Here is a 25390-nt window from a genome sequence, read left to right on the forward strand (position 1 = left end):
CCGAGTTGGAATTAGAAGATTATAAATAAATCGCGCTGAGGGTAACGGAGGTCAATGACAGTTTTGTTACAGATCCAGGGGGTGTAACAAAACTTTCACAAAATCAACAGAACTTAATAACTTAAATCGCATCAGCGATAGGTAAATGCAAAAAAATCAGTCTAACAGTTGTTTTATTACGTCATTTGACCGAATAACACCCAAAGGCACATAACCTTCTCTGCGGGTGATGGCATCGCCCTGGGCAGAATAAATGAATCGCACAAACTCCAGGTAGGGGTTAGCCAGCGGTTCTCCGGGGTGTTTATTGATTAACAGATACAAAAATCGGGAATAGGGATATTCGCCGGTGCGGATATTGGTTTCCGATGGGGCAATCGCGGCCCGGTCTTCCGATAGCTTTACAGATAACAGTTTAACGCCTGCATTTTGAAAGCCCCAGCCCGCGTAACCAATCGCGCCCTTGAAAAAGGCCACCGACTGCACAACGGATGTCGAACTGGGTTGCTCAGCCACCTGCGCCTTAAAGTCACCATTGCACAGTATTTTATCTTTGAATAAGCCATAGGTGCCGGAAACTGCACTGCGTCCAAACATGCGAATGCGGTGCGGGAACAAATCACTGCCGGTAATTGACGACCAGTGCTCAATGGCGCCAGGGCCACCACAAAACCGGGTAACTGAAAAAATCGCATCGATCTGTTGCTGTGATAAGGCCGTTACCGGATTATCCAGGTCTACGAACAATGTGATGGCATCTAAGGCCACCGGCACCAGGGTGGGTTCGTAACCAAATTCACTGATGAACGCATCGCGCTCGGATGCTTTCAGGGTGCGGCTCATCGGGCCAATGTTGGCGGTTCCGTGGGTCATAGCAGGCGGTGCGGTTGAAGAGCCAGCTGCCTGCAATTGAAATTTAACCTGCGGATAGTGTTCGCTGAATTCTTCAGCCCAGACCGACGTTAAATTAGACATAGTATCTGAACCGACTGAAATAATCGTGCCGGCAATGCCATGGGTTACGTTGTAAGCCTGAGTGCTATCCGCCGCGACACTCAATACTGGCCTGATAGCCAAACTGCACAGCAATAAAACCGGGACAAGCTTAGACACTGGCAATAATTTGCTTTGAAAAGGAAAAAGAAAACTCACTGCCCTCGCCCACCTCACTTTTGATCTCGAGACGGGAATTATGATGGGACAAAACATGTTTAACAATAGATAATCCCAATCCGGTTCCGCCGGTTTTACGGGAACGGGCTTTGTCGACGCGATAAAAGCGCTCAGTTAATCGACTGAGGTGTTCTTCGGCAATACCATCACCATTGTCCACCACTTTAAATCTGGCCTTGTCACCATCCCGGCACCAGCAGATCCGGATAACGCCGCCGTTGGGCGTGTAATTGATGGCATTGAAGATCAAATTCGAAAAGGCACTGCGCAACTCGGTTTCGACACCGTAGATCACCAGGTCGTCTTTAATCTCAAACTGAATATCGTGATGCTTATCTTTATTGAGGGACTGGGCTTCAATTTCGATGGTGCGCAGCACCTGAGGCACATTGACGATTTTTTCATAGACGCGTTCGGTACTGGCCTCAATGCGCGACAAGGCCAGCAACTGTTCCACCAGGCTTTGCATTCGCACCGATTGTGTTCCCATCTCTTCAAAGGCTTTTTCAATAAAGGACTCTGGCATGTCAGGGCTTTCCTTGAGCATTTCCAGATACCCGCTTAATACAGTCAGTGGTGTTCGCAGTTCATGGGAGACATTAGCCACAAAATCTTTGCGTATCTGTTCAACATGGCTGATTTGAGTGATATCGCGGGCGATAAGCAGATAGTGCTTTTCACCATAGGGCATCATCCGAAACTCTAACACCCGATTGATATTCGTGGGTGATTCAATTTCAATGGGATTATCGTAATTGCCGTTGCGCAGAAATTTCACAAAGTCCGGATGCCGAATTAAATTGTCGATGCGCCGCTCGGCATCTTCCGGCCAGTTTAGACCCAGCTCGATACGAGCCAGACGATTACACCATTCGATATGCCAGTCGGCATCCAGTACTACCGCCGCATCCGGCAATGATTCCGAGCCTTCGCGAAAACGACGAATCAAATTGCCCAGTTTTTTGCGTTTAAGGCGATTTCGACGCTGCATGTAATAAATGCCGTCGTAAATGTAGCCCCAGATACCCGCAGCATCAGGTGGCGTGAACTTTTTACTGTGCCACAACCAGTTGTTGAGCTTGATCAGGTGAAAGTAATTAATGATAACCAGCGAGGTCGAGGCCAGTGCAAATGACCATAACCAGGCATCAAAATACCAACCCGCCAACAGTGCCAAACCATACCAGGAGGCAATGCGGGTTATACTTTTCACCCAGGAGAAGGGATTATACAAGTGCTACCTTTTTTAGTTAGATTACACCATCCGGTCTGGTGAACAGCCTATTTACTGCTTTACAGAAAAGCGATACCCGGAGCCGCGAACCGTTTGTATCATGTTCTCATGACCGTGGCCAGAAATGGCCTTGCGCAGGCGTCGGATGTGAACATCGACTGTGCGGTCTTCAACATAAACATTGGTTCCCCAAACATTGTCCAAAAGCTGCTCGCGGCTATAAACACGCTCTGAATGGGTCATGAAAAAGTGTAGCAGTTTAAATTCAGTTGGCCCAAGTTTTAAGGCGTTGCCATGAGATGTCACACGGTGTGAAACCGGATCTAACACCAATCCACTGAAACTGATCGGCTCTTCATTAGAGGTCGGTGAGGTTCTTCTCAACACCGCTTTAATTCTGGCGATTAATTCCTTGGGAGAAAAAGGCTTGGTAATGTAATCATCAGCACCTGCATCCAGTCCTCTTACCTTATCTTCTTCCTCACCTCTGGCGGTCAGCATGATAATGGGAATATCTTTAGTGTGTTCGTGCTGTTTGAGCTTTTTGGCCAGTTGTATGCCACTGCCGCCCGGTAACATCCAATCCAGCAATATAATCTCCGGATAGGGTTCGGTGACAGAATCAAGAGCAACGTCGTAATCTCCCGCTTCTGTGACATCAAAGTCGGATTGCTCTAATACAAATTTAATCATGTCCCTGATGGGCGCTTCATCTTCAACTACGAGAATTTTTTTAGTCACTTTACCACCTCAATCAAAATAGCCGCGGCAATTATTTGTCGATTTGATGACAAAATTATGAAATTTCCATCTTCAAACAGCAAAAACCATAACATAACCTCAGGTTAAACAAAGAAAATTAAGCCTGGCTGCGCCTTGTCTAATTAACATTTTCTGCATATTCTTAGCCGAGGAACACAAAAAAATAATTCTTATTCTTCGGGTACCATTACAATGAGTCTGGCTCAGGGTCTGTTTCAACAGGATTTAGCAAATTACGAAGGGCTACGTTAAATGTCAAAAGTTAAAATTGGATTATCAAGAAAACTTTTGACCAGAGTGCTGTCTGTTTATTTTATCTTGACGCTAATCGTCACCGTCGGTCAGATATTAACTGAATATCTCAACGCTAAAAATCACATACAAAGTGAATTACAAACTCTCAAAAATACCTTCAGCACCAGTCTGACTCGTGCCATTTGGGAACTTAACACTCCGCAGGCGCAATCTATCGCTGAAGGATTGATGGAGCTGCCCATTGTTGAGGGTGTGCAGATCCGCGACGAGAATGGCAACTATATTGCCGATTTAGGGCGCACAGTGGTTCTACAAATGGACCCGGTTAACACAGGCGTTATGCAGGACCACGGAGGCGGTACCTTTGGTTATACATTCCCGCTAATATTCGAGTTTTCCGGGCGAACATCTAACGTCGGCGATGTCACACTCTATTCCAGTTTTGAGATCATATTTGGCCGTATCCAGGTGGGTGTTTTCTTCCTGATTGGTAATGCCATTTTAAAAACCGGCTTTCTGGTATTCCTGTTTCTCAATGCCTTTCGGCGCATGTTAACCGAGCCGTTGTCCGATTTAACTCACCAGATAAACGAATTCGATATCGACCGCCTGGAATCCTCAAAACTGCACGTCAAAATTGAAGATGATAATGAGCTGGCCGTTTTACGCGATGCCTACAACAAACTGGTGGACGATTTAATCGATTTTCAGAATCGTCTGGGGGGCGCACAGGCTGAACTGAAAGAAGCCAACCGCAAACTGGACGAACAAAACCTGATGCTGGAACAGGAAGTAGCCAAGAAAACCGCCAGTTTGTCTAAAATCATGCTGGATCTGGAACAGCAAAAAGATGAGTTGATGGTCAAACAGGAAGAACTTAAGCGGGAAAACGACAGTCGCCGTTTTGCAGAAGATACCCTGATCCGCAAAAACAATGAATTGGCGGATTCTATGGAGTCGCTAAAAGTAGCGCAAGATCAGTTAGTAGAATCAGAAAGAATGGCCTCTCTGGGCGGCCTGGTGGCCGGTATTGCCCACGATGTGAATACACCAATTGGTGTCAGTGTCACCGCGGCCAGTTTTTTACAGGACCGGCTAAAATCACTGCAAACCGCATTTGATGACAAAAAACTGACCAGCAAAACCATGACGGCCTTTATTGATGAAGCAGGACAAACCACCACTTTGCTGCTATCAAACCTGAACCGGGCGTCAGATCTGGTCGCCAGCTTTAAGCAGGTGGCGGTAGACCAAACCAGTGAAGCCGAAAGAGAAGTGGATATGAAAGAATATATCCGCGAAGTCACGCAGTCGCTGGCTCCTAAATTTAAGAAAACCAATCACACGATTGATGTCGACTGCCCGGATGATTTAACCGTAAGATGCGCGCCCGGTGCAGTTGCACAAATCGTGACTAATATGATCATGAACTCCCTGATACACGGCTTTGAAAACGTCAGAGAAGGCCACATCAGGATGAAAATTTGGAGTGACGACAACCTGGTGCACATTGACTATCAGGACAATGGCAAAGGTCTCAACAAAGAAATGTTAGAAAAACATTTTGATGCCTTTTTCACCACCCGGCGCGGCAAAGGGGGTTCCGGCCTAGGCACTCACATCATGTACAACCTGGTAACGCAAACCCTGGGCGGTAAAATTGAAGCAGAAAGTGAGCCTGGTCAAGGGCTTAGATACATCATTAATTTTCCGAAAAACAAACGCGCCGGTTAAACTGGATTAGCAGGTGCAGACCTGCTAATCTCCTGCCCTTTTCTCAGATCCAAATCGGGTTCAACAGCACCGAAACCGATTGTTCATACAGACGCTAAGAAGATTATGTGGTTTAAAAATTTAAAAGTTTATTCGATTACCGAGTCTCTCGATATTTCCCCTGAAGATTTCCAGCAGCAGTTAACCCAGGTGGCATTTCGCCATTGTGGCAAGCAAGAATTAGCAACTATGGGATGGGTAGCACCGCTGGAAGGTGGTCAGGAATTATTTCACCTGGCCAATGGGCGGTTTTTACTGACCCTGAAAAAACAGGAGCGTTTACTGCCATCTTCGGTAATTAATGCAGAATTAGAAGAAAAGGTCGCGCAAATTGAATCAGAAACCGGTGCGCCGGTCGGCAAAAAAGCCAAGCAGGATCTCAAACAAGAGATTGTTCACCGTCTGCTGCCGCAAGCTTTTACCAAAAACAGTTTTTTACACGGCATGATCAGCCCCAAAGAAAATCTGGTGTTTGTTGATGCCTCTGCCGATGGTAAGGCTGAAACCTTCCTGGCCCTGTTGCGTAAAGCGATGGGTTCTTTGCCGGTAGTACCACTGGGCCGAACCAGTATTGCGGCATCGTTAACCAGTTGGTTGCAGGAGAATAAGGTACCGGCAGGACTGGAACTACAAGACGAAGCCGAATTTAAAGACGAAGCGGAAGAAGCCAGTGTGATCCGCTGCAAAAATCAGGACCTGACCTCAGAAGAAATGTTAAACCACATTGCTTCGGGTAAATCCGTGCACAAAATTTCGGTAAAATGGGAAGATACATTGACGGCCATTTTGCAGGAAGATCTGGCGATTAAACGCATTAAATTTACCGACGTACTGCGGGAACAAAATGATGATATTCCCAAAGACCAAAAAGCGGCAAAACTGGATGCAGATTTTGCGCTGATGTCGGGTGAACTGGTGCGTTTTATCGGTTACTTACAGGACATTTTTGATCTGCAGGAAGACGCTTAACAGAGCACAACGCATTGTTGTTGTGCGCAATATATAGTTCGCAATAGATGCCCCGTTCCGGGGCATTTTTTATTAGTGTGTTTTGAACTTACCGATACTGACGGATATCGATTGTGATTTATCCGAAATCAGTGTCGCGGCATTACGGGTTCGGTTAGCTTCTTCTGAAGTCAGATTAGTTTTCTCGTTCAAAGAGGTGAGATTGCGATTAATGTCTTCGGCCACTGCGGTTTGCTCTTCGGTTGCCGTTGCCGTCTGAATAGACATTTCAAATACATTGTCGACGGTGTTTAACGCATTATTGATGTGTTCTTCGGTTTCTTTAGACAAAGTAACCGTTACCCCCACTTCATCAAACACCTTCTGAACCACAGCAACCACGTTATCCACTCCTGACTGCACTTCCTGAATCATTGACTGGATATTTTCAGTGGAGTCCTGAGTTTTACTGGCTAATGACCGTACTTCATCAGCAACCACGGCAAAGCCCCGTCCCTGCTCACCGGCGCGCGCCGCTTCAATCGCTGCGTTCAACGCCAGCAAATTGGTTTGCTCAGCAATGCCTCTGATGACATTTAACACATCCGATATTTTTTCTGAGTTTTCAGATAACTTGTGAGCACTGGTAGAAGCCGACTCGATACTCTGATGCACAGAGTTTATCTGTTTAACTGAGTCGGCAATAACCGATACCCCTTTTTCGGCAGAAAGTTTTGCCAACTCCATGTTCTCTGCGGTTTTTTGCGCAATCGATGACATCTCAATCGTAGCCATACTCATTTCATGAACGGCACTGACGATCATGTCAGAATCTGAACATTGAGCTTTGACAATTTCCGTAGTGCTGTCGGCGGATTTTTTCAGACTGTCGCTGGCATCACTTAAATCGTGCACCTGATGACGAATATCGTTTATCAGACTCGCCAGACTCTGGATAAAGCTATTAAAGGCATCGCCGAGTGCCCCGAGTTCATCATTGTGCTTTTTGACAATGGTTTGAGTCAGATCACCACCGCCCGAAGCAATTTCTTCAATGCGTTGGGTAATTTCGTTGATGCGCAACAATAACGATCGTTGGCTCAGAAACGCCACGACAGAACAGGCGATGATCACCAATATGATACAGATAGCCGCAATCGCCTTAAAAAAACTGTTTTGTGCTTCTATCTCGTCCTTTAGCTGATTTGCTCTGGAAAAAGCCAACTCGCCCGCTACGTCAAACACGGTTCTCAGCGCCTGAAAACGCTCCTCGGAGGCCCCGTTTGACAATTGTCTGGCGCGCTCCAAATCACCACTGGCGGAGAGTTGTTTCACCTGTTCAATACTCGACAACCAGGCATTGTATAAGGTTTCAAATTCAGACAGTTGCCGGATGATATCGGGATAGGAACTCATTAAACGTTTATATTGCATGAACCGGTCATACGCCTGTTGCGCGTTTTCCTGCAATTCCGTCACCGCCGATTGATTGCCAGTGCCAAACACCAGTTGCTGCTCTGCCACCCGTGCCTGATAAAGATCGCGATCACCATTTAACACCAGGCTCACCGCCGGCATAAACTCAGACGGAAAAGTACTGGCTTCCCGCTCGATGTGATTAGTTAACTGGGAATAGGATAAAAAGACGATAATCGTTGCCAACCCCATGGCAACGATGGGAATGGAGTACTTCACTCCAATACTTTTAAAATTCATAACCGGGTCCAATATAATGTTTTATATCTCCTCTCCAATATAGTTTGCTTTGCTAAATTTCCCAGTAAAAACACCAATTTAATTGTGAAAAAGATCAGAAGTTTTTATTCCTAAAGATAATATACCCACAGTGTGAAAGTGCACACTGAAACGCCTGATATATCGATTTAACGAGGTTTCATTCGCCAGTTGTTCATGACGAAATTAAGAGTGGACTGCGCTAATTTTAGGTAATTCGGAAATTTGTACTAGACTGAAATTGCACGCTCACAGAATCGGGAATCACTTAATGAAATCCGTTAAAAAGTATATTTTTTTATCCTTAGCCCCTGTGGTAACTCTGGTTAGTACTGATCTTGCCGCCGAAATTGATATCAGCGGTAGTTATCGTGTCAGAGTAGAATTAGTGGACAATCCGGTCCGACAGGCCGCTGGCAGCAGCGATCAGGCCCTGTCGCATCGGCTGACTTTAAAAGCAAAATACAGTAGTGATAATTTTTACGCCGTTGCAGAATTAATGGACGCCAGAATGTGGCTGGATGACGAAGGTACCCCACTGGGCACGGATGACGTGAATGCATTAGAGCCAATCCAGGCACATTTAGGATTTCTGTTTCCCGCGTTAGACGGCAAAGCCGATGTCAAACTGGGCCGTTTTACCGTTGATATGGGCAGCAGGCGTTTTGTGGCGCGAACCCGATACCGCAATACGCACAATTCATTTACCGGCGTACTGGCAAACTTTCAACGAAATTTTGATACCTGGCAGTTTATCTATGCAGCGCCGGATAACCGGCTGCCCCGCTCCCGCGATGAACTGGACAGCAACAGTGTAAAACTCGATAAACCCTATGCCGACAATGTGTTTTATGGCGTTCACTTTAATCGTAAATACGCCACCAAGGCGACCGGCGAATGGTTTTATTTTGGCCTGAAAGAAGAAGATCAGGCTGACTTAGGCACCCGTAACCGGGATATTCACACCTTTGGGATAAAATGGGATCAGGCCTACTTACCCAATGACTGGGGGTATCAGCTGGCAGCCGCTTACCAATTTGGCGATGCCAGAGCCAGTTCCAGTGCCGCGGATATTACTGACCTTGATGTCTCAGCTTACTTTTTTCATCTCTCGTTCGGCTATAAATTTACGGACAACTGGAAGTCCACCCTGTTGTTTGAATTCGATTACGCTACCGGTGACGATAATCCCGCTGACGATGAATACAACCGCTTCGACACCCTGTATGGAGTGAGACGGTTCGATTTTGGTGCCACTAACCTGTATGGCACCTTTGCGCGCAGTAATATCCTGGCCCCCGGATTGCGTTGGAAGTTCTCACCCGCGAAAGACGTAGCGGCATTTTTGGGGTATCGGCCGGTTTGGCTGGCTGACAAAGATGACGCATTGCCTGCCATCGGCGCCAGAAATACAACGCGTGAATCATTTGTCGGCCATCAGTTTGAAACCCGGATCCGACACCAGATTCAGGACAACATTCGCTTTGAGACGGGTGCGGCATACCTTATCAAAGGCAAGTTCTTTGATGATGTGCAGAATGCCAATCCCGAAGGCAACACCACCTATTTCTACGTTCAGACCACCTACTCTTTTTAAATCAGGTACTCTATGTAAATCAGGTACTCTTTTTTAACCCGGGTACTTTCAACAAAAACCCCACATTGTCGTGGGGTTTTCTTTGGTAACCGGTGATCACCTTGTGACCAGAAGATTAGCTTAATTGAATATCGCCTTACCGGCCTCTTTCATGTCTTTGTATTCGTCGCTTTCAACTTTCGCTAAATCGCTGATCATATTCTTCTGCATACACAGATTCAGGATGGCATCTTTCTGATTGTTAACATGTCCGGCTACCGCTGCCCCCATGCGGACAAAATCCAGATAAGATACAGATTCGGTTTGTACTTTCAGATTGCGCCAATGTTCGGCTACCTGTACAAAGTCTTTACCAAAGCCCCATTCTGCGGTGATAGTACCACCAATTCGTCCGGACAATTTCTGCACGGCGACATTGAGAAAAGCAGGGTTAGCAAACACTTCTTCATGGCGCTCGGCTTCTGTCAGAATTGGCAAAATACCGATATTGTGTACCAAAGAGCATAAGGTCAGCGTATCCACATTCAGCCGACGATCTTTGGTTTCATCCTGATAGATTCGAAACAGGGCAAGCGCATTCGCAACCACATCGACGGTGCGATCCCAAATTTTATTAATATAGCCTTTAATAATCTCATTCTTACTGACAAACAGTTGTTCCATCGCCAAAGCCGTGGCGATGTTTTTAATTTGTGTTAAACCGATACGGGTTACCGCCTGATTTAGAGATTCTACTTTAACGCTGCGCCCCATATAGGCACTGTTGGCGATCTTAATGATACGCGCCGACAATGAGGGATCCTGACCAATTACATCAGCCATGGCGTTGAGGTTAATTTCCGGATCATCAGCCGCCTTTCGAACCTTAAGTGCGATCGCTGGCAGTGTTGGCAACACCAGGGTATCGTTGTTAATTTTTTCTACCAGAATGGTGAGCAATGCATTTTCAGTGGACATTTTCCAACCTTTTCATATGAACCTGATTGCGATGGATCAGGACTACTAGTTTGAACGAAGTGGGCTGTACTAACCTCTTGTGATAACCAGAGCCGTTCGGGTATAAAAATCCATCCAATACCAAAACTCATAAAATAATGATCATCAAAAATAGCAAATACTGCTCAATTAATATGCTAACCGCCAGTAACATCCCTACCCCTTGAGTTTAATTTATTTTCTTCGATTCACCAGCCATTTATCTGATCTGGCACAAATTTTTTTTGAAATGAGGCTGTGTAAAAAATGCAATTTTTGTTGCAGATTTGATTTTTACCAGGAATTGAATAATGTTATCCGCAGTTTTAATTTCAATAACGACAATAATGAGTGTTTAACGATGAGAAAAAACCCACTGAGCGGTATTCTGCTCGCCACTTCCCTGTTGGCGCTAAGCGCCTGTCAGCCGAAAGATCCCGTAGCGGGCTCAGCCACGGCCAATCCGGAAGTTGCCCCCTATTCCCTGTTACCTGAATTTGAAAATCGTCTAGATATCTATAAGCAGGTACAACTGAATGCCGATCTCTCCCACCTGTCAGACAATCAAAAAACGATGTTAGCAGTGTTAATTGATGCGTCGGTGATCATGGACGAGCTGTTTTGGCAACAGGCATACGGCCCAAATAAAGATGAATTGCTGGCGCAAATAACCGATCCCAAAGTACGAAAATTCGCAGAAATTAACTACGGCCCCTGGGACCGACTGAATGGTGACAAAGCTTTTTTAACAGGTGTAGAAGCCAAATCTCACGGTGCTCAGTTTTACCCGCAAGATATGGATAAGGCCGAATTTGAAGCTGCGCAGTTACCTGCAAAAGACGGACTGTATTCAGTAATTGAAAGAAAGGCCGGCGAACTCAAAGTCATCCCTTATTCGCAAAAATATAAGGTGCCACTGGAACGCGCCGCCGGACTACTTAAACAGGCTGCAGTGCTTGCTGAAAATCAGGAATTCGCCAATTACCTGAACATGCGTGCAGAAGCCTTGCTCAGCGACGATTATCAGGCGTCTGATTTCGCCTGGATGGACATGAAAACCAATCCCATTGAATTGGTTTATGGCCCTATTGAGACTTATGAAGATCAGCTATTTGGTTATCGTGCCGCGTTTGAATCTTATGTTTTAATCAAAGATTTAAAATGGAGCGAAAAGCTCGCTAAATACGCGCAGTTCCTGCCGGAATTGCAACAAGGTCTGCCGGTGGCCGAAGCCTATAAACAGGAAACCCCAGGAGCCAATGCCGACCTGAATGCCTACGACGTGATTTATTATGCCGGTCATTCCAATGCCGGTAGCAAAACCATTGCTATCAATCTGCCCAATGACGAAGAAGTGCAACTTTCCAAAGGCACCCGACGCCTGCAGCTTAAAAATGCCATGCGCGCCAAATTCGATCATATCCTGGTGCCCATTGCTCAGGAGTTGATTGTCCCCGAACAACGCCAAAACATTACCTTTGATGCCTTTTTTGCCAACACCATGTTTCACGAAGTGGCGCATGGTTTAGGTATTAAAAATACCATTAACGACAAGGGTACCGTGCGTCAGGCGCTGAAAGAACACGCCTCAGCATTGGAAGAAGGTAAAGCCGATATTCTGGGTCTGTATATGATTCAGCAATTACTGGAAAAAGGGGAAATCGCTGAAGGGGTTTTACAGGACTACTACACCACGTTTATGGCTGGCATCTTCCGTTCTGTGCGCTTTGGCGCTTCCAGTGCGCACGGTAAAGCTAACATGGTGCGCTTTAATTATTTTAAAGAGCAAGGCGCTTTTAGTCGCAATGAACAGGGTCAATACTCCGTTGATATGGATAAGATGCAACAGGCCGTTAGCAGCTTGTCGGAATTAATTCTGACCTTACAGGGCAACGGAGATTACGACGGTGTTGCTAAGCTGGTAGCAGAAAAAGGACTGATTGATGAGGCGTTACAGGCAGACCTGGACCGCTTATCACAAGCCAATATCCCGGTAGACATTACCTTTACCCAGGGTAAGCAGGTATTGGGCCTGTAAGATTACCAGCCCTTTTGTATGAAATCCGAATTCAAACAACCGTTTGAATTCGGATGTTTCATTGCTACACTGATAACTATCCGCAATTTAACGCCTTAAACAACAGTATTCATGAAGTTACATCGCCTTGAAGGCTATATCCAGGATATCTGGCTGGTAGAAGAACCCCATGGCCTTATGCTACTGGACGGCGCATCCCGGGCTGATGTGCAGAACATTTGCCGGTTTATCAGCGAACAGCTTAAGCGCCCATTGCACCACCTCAAGGTGATAATGGTTACCCATATGCACCCGGACCATGCCGGGGGTGCCAGAGCCTTAAAGCAAATCACCAAAGCGCAAATCATCACAGGTAATGTGCCCGGCCAATGGTATAGCGGCCTTGATGGCTGGTTGATGCATTTAACCGATATCTTGTTGGCCCATTGGGTGGCCGGGAGAATGAAAAAATCGCGCCGCCTGATTTGGTACTCTCCCTGGATGAAAGCTGACAGATATCTCAATGATGAAGACCAGATCCCGGAATTTGAAGACTGGCGGGTACTTTTCACCCAGGGTCATACAGACAGGGATATCAGTCTCTGGCATCAGCCCAGTCACAAAGTGTATGTGGCCGATCTGATGGTGAAGGTAAAAGCGCGGTTTATTCCGCCCTATCCGGTGTTTTATCCCAATCGCTATAAGGCATCATTAAACCGAATCAGACAACTGGCGCCCGACACCATCCTGCTGGCACATGGCGCAGAAGTACAATTAACCGAAGCAGACTTTGATTATCTGCAACAAAAAGCGCCGGCCATTCCGGCAACCCACTGGCGCTCAGTAAAAAGCAAGTTGGCGCAGGTTTTGGGGCTTAAGACAAGCCACTAAACTTTTAATTTTTCCTGGTAAGGCGGCCAACCCAACGGCTTACCCGCCAACACATGCAGATGAATGTGATAAACCGTCTGACCACCGTGCTCATTGCAGTTCATCACGGTTCTGAAACCATCCTGGGCAAAACCTTGCTCTTTGGCGATATGGCTGGCTACCCAATGCAGATGACCCACCAGAGCGTTGTCTTCTTTGGTCATATCATTAATGGTGGCGATGGGCTTTTTCGGGATCACCAAAAAATGCACCGGCGCCTGCGGATTAATATCTTTAAAAGCCAAAGCTTCGTCGTCTTCGTACAGGATATCGGCCGGAATTTCTTTGTTAATGATCTTGGTAAAAATCGTTTCAGACATAATGCAATTCCCTTAAATCGCTAAAACAGCAAAAATAACAATCCCCAGTACGATCCGGTAAATAACAAAGGGCGTCATTCCCAGTGTGGAGATCCACTTTAAAAACAGCGTAATGCAGATATAAGCACTGATAAAGGATAATACAACACCGTAAAACAGTTCTTCCCAGTTAACGGCCACGTCACTGGACAATAGTTTGTAAGTCAGGATAGTGCCGGCGCCCAAAATGGTGGGGATAGACAATAAAAACGAAAACCGGGCGGCTTTTTCGCGGCTGATGCCTAAAAACAATGCCGCGGTCATAGTCACACCGGAGCGAGAAGTGCCGGGAATAATGGCCGCTACCTGCGCCAGACCAACAATCAGGGCTTTTTTCCAGGTAAGCTCAACGTCTCCCTGTTGCCGGGTTGCCACTTTGTCGGCCCAGTACAACAACAGACCGAAAACAATAGTGGTGGTGGCAATTACATAACCGGAACGCAGCCAGCCTTCCACATAGTCCTTCACCAGAAAGCCCACAATGATCACCGGCAAGGTTGCTAAGATAATCATCCAGGCCAGTTTACCGTCTTCGGTCACGTTGCCGGTGAGAGATTGCCCCCAGCCGACGGTTAATTGCAGTACTTCCTTGCGGAAATAGCTGACCACCGCCAGTAAACTGCCCACATGCACCGCAACGTCAAAGGCCAATCCCTGATCGTGCCAACCAAAGAGTTGCGAAGGTAAAATCAAATGCGCCGAACTGGAAATAGGCAGAAACTCTGACAATCCCTGTATAAGCGCCAGGATAATAATTTCTGGTAAGCTCAACTTAATGTTCCTTTTACGATGTAATCATCTTTTTTACGGGTGACAGCAATGCCCACCGATTGCACCTGTTTTAAAATATCTGGTTTGAGAATTTCCAACTGAATTTCTGCCAGCGGAAAAGCGCTAAACAGATCTGCGAAAATCAGATCGGCAAATTTTTCCACCAGTTCCGGGTGATGCGTATCAGACAGCTTTTCGATGCGCTCGACAACCGCAGCATAATCGATGGTGTCTTTTACCTGATCAGATTTCATCGCTGAATTGAGTTCTGTCAGCAGAGTTAAATTGAGGATAACTTTCTGGCTGTTTTGCCTTTCCCAGTTATAGACTCCGATGATGGTGTCGATTTCTAACCCGTTAATAATGATTTTGTCCATAAAGACAGCTTATAATGATGCTTCGAATTGTCATTGCTGGGGATCATACTGATTTATCCTGGATTGTCTAACCTCAAAATGAGGACATCATGCTAGCGGTTTTATTGCCGGTGCTGGCCTATTATCTCGGCTCTATTTGCAGTGCCATTGTGGTGTGCCGGTTGTGGCATTTGCCCGATCCCCGGTCAGAAGGTTCTGAAAATCCCGGTACCACCAACGTGTATCGCATTGGCGGTAAATGGCCGGCTCTGGCCACCTTTAGTTTTGATATGCTAAAAGGGATGTTGCCGGTGCTGTTAGCAGTGTCACTGGAGCAGCCGGAAATTGTTGTAGCGCTGTGTGGCGTGTGCGCCTGTCTGGGGCACATTTTTCCGCTGTTCTTTAGTTTTAAAGGGGGCAAAGCCGTCGCTACCGGTTTTGGTGTGGTCCTGGCGCTGGAGTGGCTTATAGGGGCGTTTTTGATCCTGGTGTGGCTGGGTATCATGAAAAAAATACGAATTTCTTCCATCGCCGCCATTATTACCGTCAGCCTGGCCCCGATATTGGCCTGGCTGCTTCAGTCTCCCTGGTTCATGAGCATGACTTTAATGAGTTGCACCATTGTTTTGCGCCACCTCCCCAACATTCGCCGACTGTGGGAAGGCAGTGAACTCAAAGCCTGAAGTGCTTCTATTTTAACGGTTGTAATTCATCCAGTGGCCAGCGTGGCAATACCTGATCAGCCATATCATCCTGTTGTCCCGCCAATAAACGTTGCGCACCCGCATAGGCGATCATAGCGCCATTATCAGTACAAAACGCCGGCGCCGGATAAAAGGCTTTTCCGCCCAACTTATCCATTAACTGCGTTACTCTATCCCTGAGTTGCACATTGGCACTCACTCCACCTGCAATGACCAGTTGCTTTACATGGCATTGCTTTAACGCCCGCTTACATTTTATCAACAAGGTATCGATGACCGCTTCCTGAAATGCCGCCGCAACATCGGCTTTGTCCTGCTCAGATAATTCACCGGATTCCGAGGCAGCTTTCAAATCGCGAATAGTATTGGCTGCAAAGGTTTTCAGACCACTGAAGCTGAATTGCAGGCCCGGCCTGTCAGTCATGGGGCGGGGAAAAGTAAAACGCCCGGTATTGCCCTGATCCGCTAATTTGGCCAACCGTGGCCCGCCCGGGTAATCCAGTCCCAGAAGTTTCGCGGTTTTATCAAACGCTTCACCGGCGGCGTCGTCCACCGATTCTCCCAGTAGTTCGTAACTTCCGATGGCGTCTACCTTAACCAGCATAGAGTGTCCACCTGACACCAGCAGTGCCACAAAGGGAAAAGACAAATCAATATCATCCAACAATGGCGCCAGCAGATGCCCTTCCATATGATGCACACCCACGGCAGGAATATTCCAGGCAAACCCCAGACTACGGGCCACCGAGCTGCCCACCAGCAAAGCACCAATCAGGCCAGGCCCCCGGGTATACGCAATCCCGTCAATATCAGCCTGAGTAACACCGGCTTCTTTTATTGCTTCTTTAATCAGCGGGATCACTTTGCGAATGTGATCTCTGGAGGCCAGCTCCGGCACTACACCGCCATAATCGGCGTGAAGTTTCACCTGACTGTACAGCGCATGAGATTGCAGGCCTTTGTCAGTGTCATACAGGGCAATACCGGTTTCATCACAGGAAGTTTCTATTCCTAATACCAACATAACTATCATTCTTACCATCAAAACTGGCGCTAGTTTACCCAAAAGCGTTTAGCAGAACCAATCTAATAGCGCAGCAGTGAGAAAACCGGACAACTAATCTGCACAAATAGCCTCCATTCCCTTTACTTTACCTGGCGATATGATTAGAATTGCGCACCATTTTTAGCCGTGCCGTCTATTTTTTAAGCACATTATTTATAAGATTTTGATTTGAGGTGATTATTTAATGCCAATCGTTAAAGTAAGAGAAAACGAACCGTTTGACGTAGCACTGCGTCGTTTTAAGCGTTCATGTGAAAAAGCGGGTATCTTATCCGAAGTTCGTCGCAGAGAATTCTTCGAAAAGCCTACCTGGGAACGCAAGCGTAAAAAAGCAGCTGCTAAAAAGCGTCACTTGAAAAAAGTGGCTCGCGAAAACGCTCGTCGTATCAAGTTATACTAAGTCGTTAACCGCGAATTATTGCTAAGTTATGTCTTTAAAAGAATCACTTAAAGAAGCCCAAAAAGACGCCATGCGTGCCAAAGACAAATTACGTCTGGGTACCATTCGAATGGCTTTGGCAGAAATTAAGCAAAAAGAAATAGACGGCAAAGTCGAGTTAGAAGACGCTGATGTATTGGCGATTTTGACCAAAATGGTCAAGCAACGCAAAGATGCCATGCAACAGTTTGAAGCTGCCGGACGCGAAGATCTGGCAGAACAGGAAAGAAATGAAACGGAGGTGATACACTCATTTCTTCCTAAGGCATTAACCAGTGAAGAACTCGACGCCTTAATCGCCGAAGCTATGACCAACACCGGTGCCAGTGGCATGCAGGATATGGGCAAAGTGATGGGATGGTTAAAACCCAAAGTTCAGGGTCGCACCGATATGGGCGAACTGAGCAAAGCCATCAAGGCAAAACTTACCGCATAATTCACGGCAGATAATCTGCACTAACGAATTTATCGACTTGACACAAGCCGCACCTTATAACAAGGTGCGGCTTGTTTATTTGTGGACCTTAAAAATAACAATTTATGGCTGGCAGAATTCCCCGTAGTTTTATTGATGACCTATTAGCTCGCGCTGATATCGTTGAGCTGATCGATAGTTTTGTGCCTTTAAAAAAGGCCGGCCGAAACTATCAGGCCTGTTGTCCTTTCCACAATGAAAAAAGCCCCTCTTTTACCGTCGCCCCGGATAAACAGTTCTATCATTGTTTCGGCTGCGGCGCCCACGGCAACGCTATTTCGTTTTTGATGGAATACGAACGGTTGGAATTCCCCGAAGCGGTGGAAGAGCTGGCCCGTATGTATCACCTGGAAGTGCCCCGTGAAGACGGCGGTAATTTCAGACAGCAAAGTCCGCAGCAAAAACAGCAGTTGCAGGACGACTATGAGTTGATGAATAAAGTAGCGCGTTTTTACGCACAACAATTACGTCAGCACAACCAGGGACAGAACGCCATCGATTACCTGAAAGGCCGGGGCTTAAGCGGTGAAATTGTCAAAACCTTTGAAATAGGTTTTGCACCGCCAGACTGGGATTCGGTATTACGTCAGTTTGGAACAGACAATCAGTCAGTCCAGCAACTGATGGATTTAAAACTGGTGAATCAGAACGACCAGCAACGTCGTTATGACTTTTTCCGCGACCGCATCACCTTCCCTATTCGGGACCGTCGTGGTCGGGTAATCGGCTTCGGTGGCCGCATCATGCAAGGCGATGGCCCCAAGTACCTGAACTCACCGGAAACCCGAATTTTCCATAAAGGCTCGGAGCTCTACGGCTTTTACCAGGCCAAGCAGGCCCATCGCAAACTGGAAAAAGTGATCATCGTTGAAGGCTATATGGATGTGGTAGCTTTGGCGCAATTTGGTATTGATTACGCCGTGGCCGCACTGGGCACGGCCACTACACCGGAACATATTCAGTTATTGTTCCGCAACACCCAGGAAGTGATCTGTTGTTACGACGGAGATCGGGCGGGACGCGATGCCGCCTGGCGGGCGCTGGAAAATGCCCTGCCCATGTTAAAAGATGGCTGCAAATTAAAGTTCCTGTTTTTACCGGATGGTGAAGACCCGGATACCATGGTGCGTCAGGAAGGCAAAGAGGCCTTTGAGGCACGCCTTAAACAGGCCCAGCCCTTGTCGGAATTTTTGTTTGAGCAATTGCGCCAACAACACGACCCGTCCACACTGGAAGGCAAAGCCAGCCTGAAAGCACAGACGATGCCGATGCTGGAGCAGGTACCGGGTGAATACCAGAAACAGATGTTAACTGAAAAACTGGCCACCATTACCGGCGAGTATAATCAGGTAGTAGCCAGCAAAAAAATCGCTGAAGCGAACGTCTCTATCAAGGCGCAAAAAGCCGATTACGAAAAACACCAAAAGATATCCGATTCTCCGGTAAGAAGATTGTTGCATCTGTTGTTGCACGCCCCCGAAGTAGCACGACAGGTCCCGGAAGTGACACCGCAGAGTCTGTTGGCCATCAATCTGCCTGGCATGAACCTATTGCGTGATATTCACAGCATTTGCGTGTCTGAAACAAGCGTTATGGGCATTCAGGTGCTGGAGCGTTTCCGTGAGCACCCCCATTACAACATTCTATTGCAAATGATGAGCAAAGAAATGCCGCCGGGTAAAGATTTGGTGGCTGAATTCAGAGGCAACATGAACCGTCTGATCCAGTTGCAATTAGAAGCCAGGCTGGATGAACTCACAACGCTTTCCCGCGTGCAGTCATTGAGTGCCGAGGAAAAACAAGAAATCGTAGCGCTAACTAAAGCTCTGCGCACCGGTGTCGCCACTCAGTAGTAATATAAAATTACAGCCCGAGCCTTGTAAAATCGGGATTTAACACCAAATATTAGGGTGAGCGCGACGATTAGTAACTTCAGTTAGTAATGATTTGTAAACAGGCCAGAAAAACAAATTTTGTACAAGGCATAGATTGTACACTTTTTTATCTGCTATAATCGCTAATTCCGCGCGCGTTGGCGCAACGTCTTCAGGAGTGCTCCGATAACATCATTCGTGCGGCGCACTTGAACTAGTAAATTTATATTGTGGAAGCATATGGCAAGCAAGCAGTCACAGATCAAACTCCTCATTGCTAAAGGTAAAGAACAAGGCTTTTTGACCTTTTCTGAAGTAAATGACCACCTCCCGCAAGATATCGTAGATTCCGATCAAATTGAAGATATTATTCGCATGATTAACGACATGGGTATCCAGGTATTTGAAAATGCCCCGGACGCCGATGAGTTATTAATGCAGGAAACCACTACCGATGAAGAAGTGGCAGAAGCAGCCGCACAAGCGCTAGCCACGGTAGAAAGTGAAATAGGCCGTACAACGGACCCGGTACGCATGTACATGCGCGAGATGGGCACAGTTGAACTGTTGACCCGTGAAGGCGAAATCGAAATTGCCAAGCGTATCGAAGATGGTATCAACCAGGTTCAGTGCTCTGTAGCCGAATACCCTGAAGCCATTACTTACCTTTTAGATCAATGGGATCTGTACGAAGCCGAAGAAATTCGTTTAAGTGACATTATTCTGGGCTTTGTTGATCCTAACGAAGAAGACGTCGCTCCCACAGCAACGCACATCGGCTCTGAGTTGTCTCAGGAAGATCTGGACGACGAAGACGACGATGATGACGACGACGATGATGACGATTCTTCTGATGATGAAGATAACAGCATCGATCCGGAAATGGCGCGCGAAAAGTTTGCAGAATTGCGTGTTCAGTACGAAGCCACCCGTGAAGTCATCGCTAAAAATGGCCGCGCTCATGCTAAAGCGAAAGAAGAAATCGCTAAACTGAGTGACGTATTTAAAGAGTTCCGTCTGGTACCGAAGCAATTCGACCGCATGGTGCGCAATATGCGCTCTATGATGGACAGAGTGCGCGTTCAGGAACGCCTGGTGATGAAGCACTGTGTTGCTCAGGCCAAAATGCCTAAACGCGACTTTATCCGTAAGTTCGCCGGCAATGAGACCTCTCTTGACTGGTTTTACGAAGTATTAGAAAGTGATCACCCTTACGTTGAACAACTTAAACTTCTGCAGGAAGACATTGAGCGTTGTGTCAGTAAAATTAACCAGGTAGAAGAAGAAACTGGCCTGGTGATTGACGATATCAAGGATATCAACCGCCGCATGTCTATCGGTGAAGCGAAAGCTCGCCGCGCCAAAAAAGAAATGGTAGAAGCCAACCTGCGTCTGGTTATCTCAATTGCCAAAAAATACACCAACCGCGGTTTGCAATTCCTGGATCTGATTCAGGAAGGAAATATCGGCCTGATGAAGGCCGTAGACAAGTTCGAATATCGCCGTGGTTATAAGTTCTCAACTTACGCCACATGGTGGATACGTCAGGCGATTACCCGCTCTATTGCAGACCAGGCGAGAACTATCCGTATTCCGGTACATATGATTGAGACGATCAACAAGCTTAATCGTATCTCCCGTCAGATGCTGCAAGAAATTGGTCGTGAACCCACTCCGGAAGAACTATCTGAGCGCATGTTAATGCCGGAAGATAAGATTCGTAAGGTGCTGAAGATCGCCAAAGAGCCAATCTCCATGGAAACCCCCATTGGTGACGACGAAGATTCGCATCTGGGTGACTTTATTGAGGACAGCACCATAGTGCAGCCTCTGGATTCAGCCACCAACAACAACCTTAAACTGGCAACTCAGGACGTGTTAGCAGGCCTTACCGCCAGAGAAGCAAAGGTGTTGAGAATGCGTTTTGGTATCGACATGAACACCGATCACACATTGGAAGAAGTGGGTAAGCAGTTCGACGTAACCCGTGAGCGTATTCGTCAGATTGAAGCCAAAGCATTGCGTAAATTGCGTCATCCGAGCCGCTCGGAGCAATTGCGAAGCTTCCTGGATGAACAATAATTAAGGAATGGGCGCGCAAAGCGCCCTTTTTATATGCGAAGAAAAATACTGTTATTCATTTTTTGTGGTGTGCTGTCAGCCTGTGACACGGTCAAGCCAGCTAATCCCGTATGTCGTATCAGCGATCAACATCTGGACGATGCCACCGGTAACGCCGGTTGTTTTATCCGGGTAAACGAAAAACTACTGACACTAGGTAATATTCAAACCGGCCGCCTGGATGTACCAGGCGGTACAGCAAATGAAGGTGAGCTGGCACAATGTACCGCTCACCGGGAAACGTTTGAAGAAACCGGCTTTAACGTTGAAGTAGGTAAGTTATTAGGTATTGCAGAGAATGGCTTTCGGATTTACCAGTGCCAGTTAGCAGACGAAGTAGGCGAAGATATTGACCGTTTTCCGGTACCCGACTGGACAAAGCACGAAGTTGCGTTTATCAAACTGACCGACCCGTTTGATACCTTAGCCAGTGAGTGGCGCTATCCAAAACGGCATATTGAAACCCTGGATATGTTTAACAAAACCAGGCCGGAAAACAACGAAGCAGAAAACGTCAAAGATAATTAATCGATGTGCAGCGTACAGTCGGACTGGCTTACACCAGATCACCTAACAGCGAATCTGTCCAGTCCCGTGCCTGCTCCATTAATTGTGCTAACAAACAGGCCTGAGACCAACCGCATGCCTTGGTAAGGTCGTCCCAGTCAGCCCGCTCCAGTAAAATAACTTTACTCAGGGTCTCACCTTTAAACCCGGCCCGGTTGAGCAGTGCATCCTGCACATCTTTGGGGATACTCAAATGTTTTATCACATCCGACATTTCCAGGTTGAGCACCCGATCCAGCCCTGAAAATAAACCCACGGTAAAATAGCTGTCGGCATCTTTTAACTCTATGGTTTTAGCCAACAGCTCACAGGTTCTGGCTCGTGTCAGCAATACTGTAAAAAACGCGTCAGGGACATCACTGTTTTGCAACAAGGATATCAATATAACCCACTTTTTCAGTGACACTACCCCCAAAAACACCACGGCTTGCTTCAGGCTACTGACTTCGCGTTTTAACCCCTGAGCAGGACTATTTAGGATACGTAACAGTTGATAGCTCAATTTAGGATCTTTGGATACCAGATACGATAATTTATCAAAACTGACATCCGGTTGTTGCAGCTCGTTAATGATTGTCAGGGCCAAATTAACGTTCGCATTGATTTTCCGGCCCTCAACGATCTGAGGTTTTTCCAGGTAATAGCCCTGGAATAAGTCAAAACCCAACGCGACACATTGTTCAAAAACTGCCAGCGACTCAATCTTCTCAGCTATCAGCACTTTTCCCATTGCCTTAATACGCTGAATATCTTTTTCATGTTGGGAAATATCACAGGCCAGCACATCCACTTTGATAAACCTAACCATGGGGATAAGCGGTTCGAACCTGGAATCAAAGGTAAAATCATCCAACGCAAACTGATACCCCAGGCGCTTAAGCCGGTAGATTTGCGTGGTGAGTTCCTCGTTTACTGTAATATCTTCCAGTATTTCAATAATGGCTTTGTTGGCATCCACCGGAAAAAACGAGTCAGAAAGTAACAGGTTGCGGGTAACGTTAAAAAAGAGCGGGAATTGGCTCAGCGTTTCGTCGTCGTTGATACTGGCACAGGCATTCAGCAACAGCTCACTGGTTGCAATATCGCCATCGATAAAGTCGGCCTTGTCAGTATTCGTTACCGAACGATACAGCAACTCATAGCCGTAAATCTGATTTTTAGTATTGAAAATTGGCTGTCGGGCACACAATACATCACGACTGGCATACATGAGATTATTTATTGTCCTCTGGTTCAGATTGATGTACTGGATAACCCGTTGATTATGACACTGTTGAATCCATTCTTGTTATACAACTTTAGGCTAATACAAGGCTGCTTTGAGCCACATTAACGGTAGGCTTCCACCAACTTGTCCAGCATCCCCGAAAGTTGCTGTAAGGCTTCACTGGTTCTGGCCACTTTGTCAGACACCTGCAGATTGTCTTCCGTTTCACCCTGAATTTGCTTCAGGTTCTCACTGATAACATGGGCCACCTGGGCCTGCTCTTCAGTAGCCGTAGCAACCTGATTATTTATGTCCCGCAGCGCCGTGATACCTTCAGTGATACTGCTCAGCGACTGCTCAGCCTCAATAACGGAACTTACCCCGGTACGGGCCTGTTCCCGGCTATCTTTCATCAGGGATACAGCTCTTGCGGCTTCCTGCTGTAAACGGTCGATAGTTTTCTGAATTTCCTCTGTCGATTCTCCGGTGCGCTGTGCCAGCGAACGCACTTCGTCTGCGACCACTGCAAAGCCACGTCCCTGCTCACCAGCCCGGGCAGCTTCAATCGCTGCATTTAATGCCAACAGATTAGTTTGTTCTGATACCCCGCGAATCACTTCCAGAACGCTGCCTATGGCGTCGGTGTGGCTGGCCAGTTCATCAATTACAACAGCTACCGACTCCACTTGTGTTGAAAGCTGCTCAATAGATTGTTTAGCCTGCATAGAAACTGCCTTACCCTTGTGACTGGCATCTTCTAAATCATTTGAGGTTTCTGCCGCTTTGTTCGCATTGCGCGCCACTTCATCCACGGTGTCGCCCATCTGACTAATTGCGGTTACCACTTCTCCGGTATGGGTGGACTGTCGTTTGCCCAGCGCTAAAGATTGTCTGGCAAAGTCCGCCACCGAATCAGCTTCTGTGCGCAAATCTTCGCTGGTATTGGCGACCATCTCGACGGTTTTTTGAATCTTTTCCACAAAGGCGTTAAAGCCTTCGCCAAGCGATTGCAACTCTTTGGAAGACTGCCGCTCAAGCCGCACATCAAGGTTCGCCTCTGCCTGCCCCAATTCGGCAAACACGGCGGATAATTTACAAATAGGGGCCGCAATGATGTTGGCAACAAATACCGCTAATACCGCAAATCCGGCAGCCACTAATGCGACCCAGACAATCATTTGATTTCTGGCGGCATTGAGTTCAGCGAAGATCTCATCCACCGGCACCTGCGCCACAACATACCAGCCACCCGACTCGATATAACTACTGGCTAAAAACACCTCTTCACCATCCACCTCAGTGCGGCTCATAGCGAATTCAGAACGAGTCAGTAGTTTGCGCTCAACATCGCCACTGTACAGTGAACCCAAATCTTTTTTGTTCAGAAAGGACTGGTTGCGATGAATTTGCACCAGTCCCTTACCATCGGTTAAAAATACAAAGCCGGTTTCTGCCAGTCTGTTACTTTTCAGCTTGTCCACCATCTGATCAACAGATAACCCTATCCCTGCCAAAACCTGTCCGTTCAGTTGTTGGTAGTTAACGAACATCTTGGTGCCCGCCCCTTCTTCTGTGTAGAGGCTCATGGAAGAGGCTTCGCCGGAATCGCGAAAGGCAAAAAACCAACCGTCCAAATTATCGTTATTCAGTACTCTTAAAAAACCATCCTGGTTCCAGTATTGTGCTGTACCGCGATTAGCCACAGACACATTGGTTAAACCATACTGGTTTTTAATATTGTTCAGATTGCGTATCACGGTGTCTTCCTGTGCGCCAGGTGACCCATTGCGCATCCACTGATTAACAAACTCGTCGTTCGCTAATTGTCTGGTAGCGCTACGCATAATTGAGATTTCTTTGTCCAGCTCATTGCGAATGCGTTGCAAAGTATTGGGAAGCTCCACTTCTTCAAGGCGTTCCGACACCAGATTTCGTGCGCTAAACTGTCCAATTGCACCAACGATTATGGTGGACACCAACACTGCTATCAGCAGTGAAAAAACAAATAATTGTTTAATAGATAAAGATGCTAAATTCATTTATTGCTCGTTAT

General features: G+C 46.8%; 22 protein-coding genes. 11 read left to right on the forward strand and 11 right to left on the reverse strand.

Going from position 1 to position 25390, the window contains the following annotated elements; translation table 11 throughout:
- Positions 1–156: 156 nt before the first annotated feature.
- Genes AC0J20_RS11960 through phoB form a run of 3 tightly spaced genes read right to left on the reverse strand, consistent with a single transcriptional unit; the run spans position 157 to position 3148 of the window.
- Positions 157–1113, reverse strand: coding sequence for a PstS family phosphate ABC transporter substrate-binding protein (locus AC0J20_RS11960; protein WP_473021818.1), 957 nt, complete (start codon positions 1111–1113; stop codon positions 157–159).
- Entirely contained in the window at positions 1106–2407 is a 1302-nt protein-coding gene (gene phoR / locus AC0J20_RS11965; RefSeq protein WP_229528225.1) for a phosphate regulon sensor histidine kinase PhoR, read from the reverse strand. Before phoR ends, AC0J20_RS11960 begins: the two co-directional genes overlap by 8 nt.
- Before the next feature lie 51 nt (positions 2408–2458).
- Entirely contained in the window at positions 2459–3148 is a 690-nt protein-coding gene (gene phoB / locus AC0J20_RS11970) for a phosphate regulon transcriptional regulator PhoB (protein WP_229528224.1), read from the reverse strand.
- Positions 3149–3421: 273 nt separating this feature from the next.
- On the opposite strand from phoB, the gene AC0J20_RS11975 reads away from it, so the two are divergent.
- Positions 3422–5158 carry a sensor histidine kinase gene (locus AC0J20_RS11975; RefSeq protein ID WP_229528223.1) on the forward strand — a complete coding sequence of 579 codons (1737 nt, stop codon included), beginning with the start codon at positions 3422–3424 and terminating at the stop codon, positions 5156–5158.
- 105 nt (positions 5159–5263) lie between these two features.
- Positions 5264–6166 (forward strand): recombination-associated protein RdgC, encoded by a 903-nt coding sequence (gene rdgC / locus AC0J20_RS11980; RefSeq protein ID WP_229528222.1) that lies wholly within the window; start codon positions 5264–5266, stop codon positions 6164–6166.
- A 72-nt stretch (positions 6167–6238) separates the two neighbouring features.
- On the opposite strand, the gene AC0J20_RS11985 is transcribed toward rdgC, so the two are convergent.
- A complete protein-coding gene (locus AC0J20_RS11985; RefSeq protein ID WP_229528221.1) occupies positions 6239–7861 on the reverse strand; it encodes a methyl-accepting chemotaxis protein in 1623 nt (540 codons plus the stop codon).
- Positions 7862–8150: 289 nt separating this feature from the next.
- On the opposite strand from AC0J20_RS11985, the gene AC0J20_RS11990 reads away from it, so the two are divergent.
- Positions 8151–9476, forward strand: coding sequence for an alginate export family protein (locus AC0J20_RS11990; RefSeq protein WP_473021819.1), 1326 nt, complete (start codon positions 8151–8153; stop codon positions 9474–9476).
- Positions 9477–9596: 120 nt separating this feature from the next.
- On the opposite strand, the gene AC0J20_RS11995 is transcribed toward AC0J20_RS11990, so the two are convergent.
- Positions 9597–10433, reverse strand: a complete 837-nt coding sequence (locus tag AC0J20_RS11995) for an HDOD domain-containing protein (protein WP_229528219.1) — start codon at positions 10431–10433, stop codon at positions 9597–9599.
- 379 nt (positions 10434–10812) lie between these two features.
- Here AC0J20_RS11995 and AC0J20_RS12000 point away from each other — a divergent pair, with 379 nt between their 5' ends.
- Positions 10813–12489: a dipeptidyl-peptidase 3 family protein gene (locus tag AC0J20_RS12000; RefSeq protein WP_473021820.1), complete on the forward strand. Its 1677-nt coding sequence runs from the start codon at positions 10813–10815 to the stop codon at positions 12487–12489.
- Between the two features lie 111 nt (positions 12490–12600).
- Positions 12601–13359, forward strand: a complete 759-nt coding sequence (locus AC0J20_RS12005) for an MBL fold metallo-hydrolase (protein WP_473021821.1) — start codon at positions 12601–12603, stop codon at positions 13357–13359.
- Here the strand turns inward: AC0J20_RS12005 and AC0J20_RS12010 are convergent.
- The 3 genes from AC0J20_RS12010 to folB are packed head-to-tail and all read right to left on the reverse strand — an operon-like array spanning position 13356 to position 14905.
- Positions 13356–13718: a histidine triad nucleotide-binding protein gene (locus AC0J20_RS12010; RefSeq protein WP_229528216.1), complete on the reverse strand. Its 363-nt coding sequence runs from the start codon at positions 13716–13718 to the stop codon at positions 13356–13358. The genes AC0J20_RS12005 and AC0J20_RS12010 overlap by 4 nt on opposite strands.
- Positions 13719–13730: 12 nt before the next feature.
- Complete coding sequence (locus AC0J20_RS12015) at positions 13731–14528, reverse strand: undecaprenyl-diphosphate phosphatase (protein WP_229528215.1); 798 nt, start codon at positions 14526–14528, stop codon at positions 13731–13733.
- Entirely contained in the window at positions 14525–14905 is a 381-nt protein-coding gene (gene folB, locus AC0J20_RS12020) for a dihydroneopterin aldolase (RefSeq protein WP_473021822.1), read from the reverse strand. Before folB ends, AC0J20_RS12015 begins: the two co-directional genes overlap by 4 nt.
- An 89-nt stretch (positions 14906–14994) precedes the next feature.
- Between folB and plsY the strand changes: the two genes are divergently transcribed.
- Positions 14995–15567, forward strand: coding sequence for a glycerol-3-phosphate 1-O-acyltransferase PlsY (plsY, locus tag AC0J20_RS12025; RefSeq protein WP_473021823.1), 573 nt, complete (start codon positions 14995–14997; stop codon positions 15565–15567).
- A gap of 7 nt (positions 15568–15574) precedes the next feature.
- Here plsY and tsaD read toward each other — a convergent pair whose 3' ends face one another.
- Positions 15575–16612, reverse strand: coding sequence for a tRNA (adenosine(37)-N6)-threonylcarbamoyltransferase complex transferase subunit TsaD (gene tsaD / locus AC0J20_RS12030; protein WP_473021824.1), 1038 nt, complete (start codon positions 16610–16612; stop codon positions 15575–15577).
- A gap of 226 nt (positions 16613–16838) precedes the next feature.
- Between tsaD and rpsU the strand changes: the two genes are divergently transcribed.
- The 5 genes from rpsU (at position 16839) to AC0J20_RS12055 (ending at position 22091) form a co-directional block, all read left to right on the forward strand.
- The gene (gene rpsU / locus AC0J20_RS12035) at positions 16839–17054 is read left to right on the forward strand and encodes a 30S ribosomal protein S21 (RefSeq protein ID WP_229528211.1); all 216 of its coding nucleotides are present in this window, start codon (positions 16839–16841) and stop codon (positions 17052–17054) included.
- 28 nt (positions 17055–17082) lie between these two features.
- On the forward strand, positions 17083–17529 hold the full coding sequence (locus tag AC0J20_RS12040; RefSeq protein ID WP_229528210.1) for a GatB/YqeY domain-containing protein: 447 nt from the start codon (positions 17083–17085) through the stop codon (positions 17527–17529).
- A gap of 104 nt (positions 17530–17633) precedes the next feature.
- Positions 17634–19421 carry a DNA primase gene (gene dnaG / locus AC0J20_RS12045; protein ID WP_229528209.1) on the forward strand — a complete coding sequence of 596 codons (1788 nt, stop codon included), beginning with the start codon at positions 17634–17636 and terminating at the stop codon, positions 19419–19421.
- A 261-nt stretch (positions 19422–19682) separates the two neighbouring features.
- On the forward strand, positions 19683–21524 hold the full coding sequence (gene rpoD, locus AC0J20_RS12050) for an RNA polymerase sigma factor RpoD (RefSeq protein ID WP_229528208.1): 1842 nt from the start codon (positions 19683–19685) through the stop codon (positions 21522–21524).
- Between the two features lie 33 nt (positions 21525–21557).
- Positions 21558–22091: an NUDIX domain-containing protein gene (locus AC0J20_RS12055; protein WP_473021825.1), complete on the forward strand. Its 534-nt coding sequence runs from the start codon at positions 21558–21560 to the stop codon at positions 22089–22091.
- A 28-nt stretch (positions 22092–22119) separates the two neighbouring features.
- On the opposite strand, the gene AC0J20_RS12060 is transcribed toward AC0J20_RS12055, so the two are convergent.
- Both AC0J20_RS12060 and AC0J20_RS12065 read right to left on the reverse strand, forming a co-directional pair.
- Positions 22120–23340, reverse strand: a complete 1221-nt coding sequence (locus AC0J20_RS12060; RefSeq protein WP_473021826.1) for an EAL and HDOD domain-containing protein — start codon at positions 23338–23340, stop codon at positions 22120–22122.
- Between the two features lie 119 nt (positions 23341–23459).
- Positions 23460–25376 carry a methyl-accepting chemotaxis protein gene (locus AC0J20_RS12065; RefSeq protein WP_473021827.1) on the reverse strand — a complete coding sequence of 639 codons (1917 nt, stop codon included), beginning with the start codon at positions 25374–25376 and terminating at the stop codon, positions 23460–23462.
- Positions 25377–25390 lie beyond the last annotated feature (14 nt).

This window comes from Planctobacterium sp. R6 (assembly GCF_055755215.1).

Bases quoted from the DNA above. Each gene is read 5' to 3' on its own strand.
- AC0J20_RS12055 (WP_473021825.1), top strand. From the start codon at position 21,558: ATGCGAAGAAAAATACTGTTATTCATTTTTTGTGGTGTGCTGTCAGCC.
- AC0J20_RS12040 (WP_229528210.1), top strand. From the start codon at position 17,083: ATGTCTTTAAAAGAATCACTTAAAGAAGCCCAAAAAGACGCCATGCGT.
- AC0J20_RS12005 (WP_473021821.1), top strand. From the start codon at position 12,601: ATGAAGTTACATCGCCTTGAAGGCTATATCCAGGATATCTGGCTGGTA.
- AC0J20_RS12065 (WP_473021827.1), bottom strand. From the start codon at position 25,376: ATGAATTTAGCATCTTTATCTATTAAACAATTATTTGTTTTTTCACTG.
- AC0J20_RS11990 (WP_473021819.1), top strand. From the start codon at position 8,151: ATGAAATCCGTTAAAAAGTATATTTTTTTATCCTTAGCCCCTGTGGTA.
- rdgC (WP_229528222.1), top strand. From the start codon at position 5,264: ATGTGGTTTAAAAATTTAAAAGTTTATTCGATTACCGAGTCTCTCGAT.
- AC0J20_RS12000 (WP_473021820.1), top strand. From the start codon at position 10,813: ATGAGAAAAAACCCACTGAGCGGTATTCTGCTCGCCACTTCCCTGTTG.
- AC0J20_RS12060 (WP_473021826.1), bottom strand. From the start codon at position 23,340: ATGTATGCCAGTCGTGATGTATTGTGTGCCCGACAGCCAATTTTCAAT.
- tsaD (WP_473021824.1), bottom strand. From the start codon at position 16,612: ATGTTGGTATTAGGAATAGAAACTTCCTGTGATGAAACCGGTATTGCC.
- rpsU (WP_229528211.1), top strand. From the start codon at position 16,839: ATGCCAATCGTTAAAGTAAGAGAAAACGAACCGTTTGACGTAGCACTG.
- plsY (WP_473021823.1), top strand. From the start codon at position 14,995: ATGCTAGCGGTTTTATTGCCGGTGCTGGCCTATTATCTCGGCTCTATT.
- rpoD (WP_229528208.1), top strand. From the start codon at position 19,683: ATGGCAAGCAAGCAGTCACAGATCAAACTCCTCATTGCTAAAGGTAAA.
- AC0J20_RS12010 (WP_229528216.1), bottom strand. From the start codon at position 13,718: ATGTCTGAAACGATTTTTACCAAGATCATTAACAAAGAAATTCCGGCC.
- AC0J20_RS11985 (WP_229528221.1), bottom strand. From the start codon at position 7,861: ATGAATTTTAAAAGTATTGGAGTGAAGTACTCCATTCCCATCGTTGCC.
- AC0J20_RS11975 (WP_229528223.1), top strand. From the start codon at position 3,422: ATGTCAAAAGTTAAAATTGGATTATCAAGAAAACTTTTGACCAGAGTG.
- dnaG (WP_229528209.1), top strand. From the start codon at position 17,634: ATGGCTGGCAGAATTCCCCGTAGTTTTATTGATGACCTATTAGCTCGC.
- folB (WP_473021822.1), bottom strand. From the start codon at position 14,905: ATGGACAAAATCATTATTAACGGGTTAGAAATCGACACCATCATCGGA.
- AC0J20_RS11995 (WP_229528219.1), bottom strand. From the start codon at position 10,433: ATGTCCACTGAAAATGCATTGCTCACCATTCTGGTAGAAAAAATTAAC.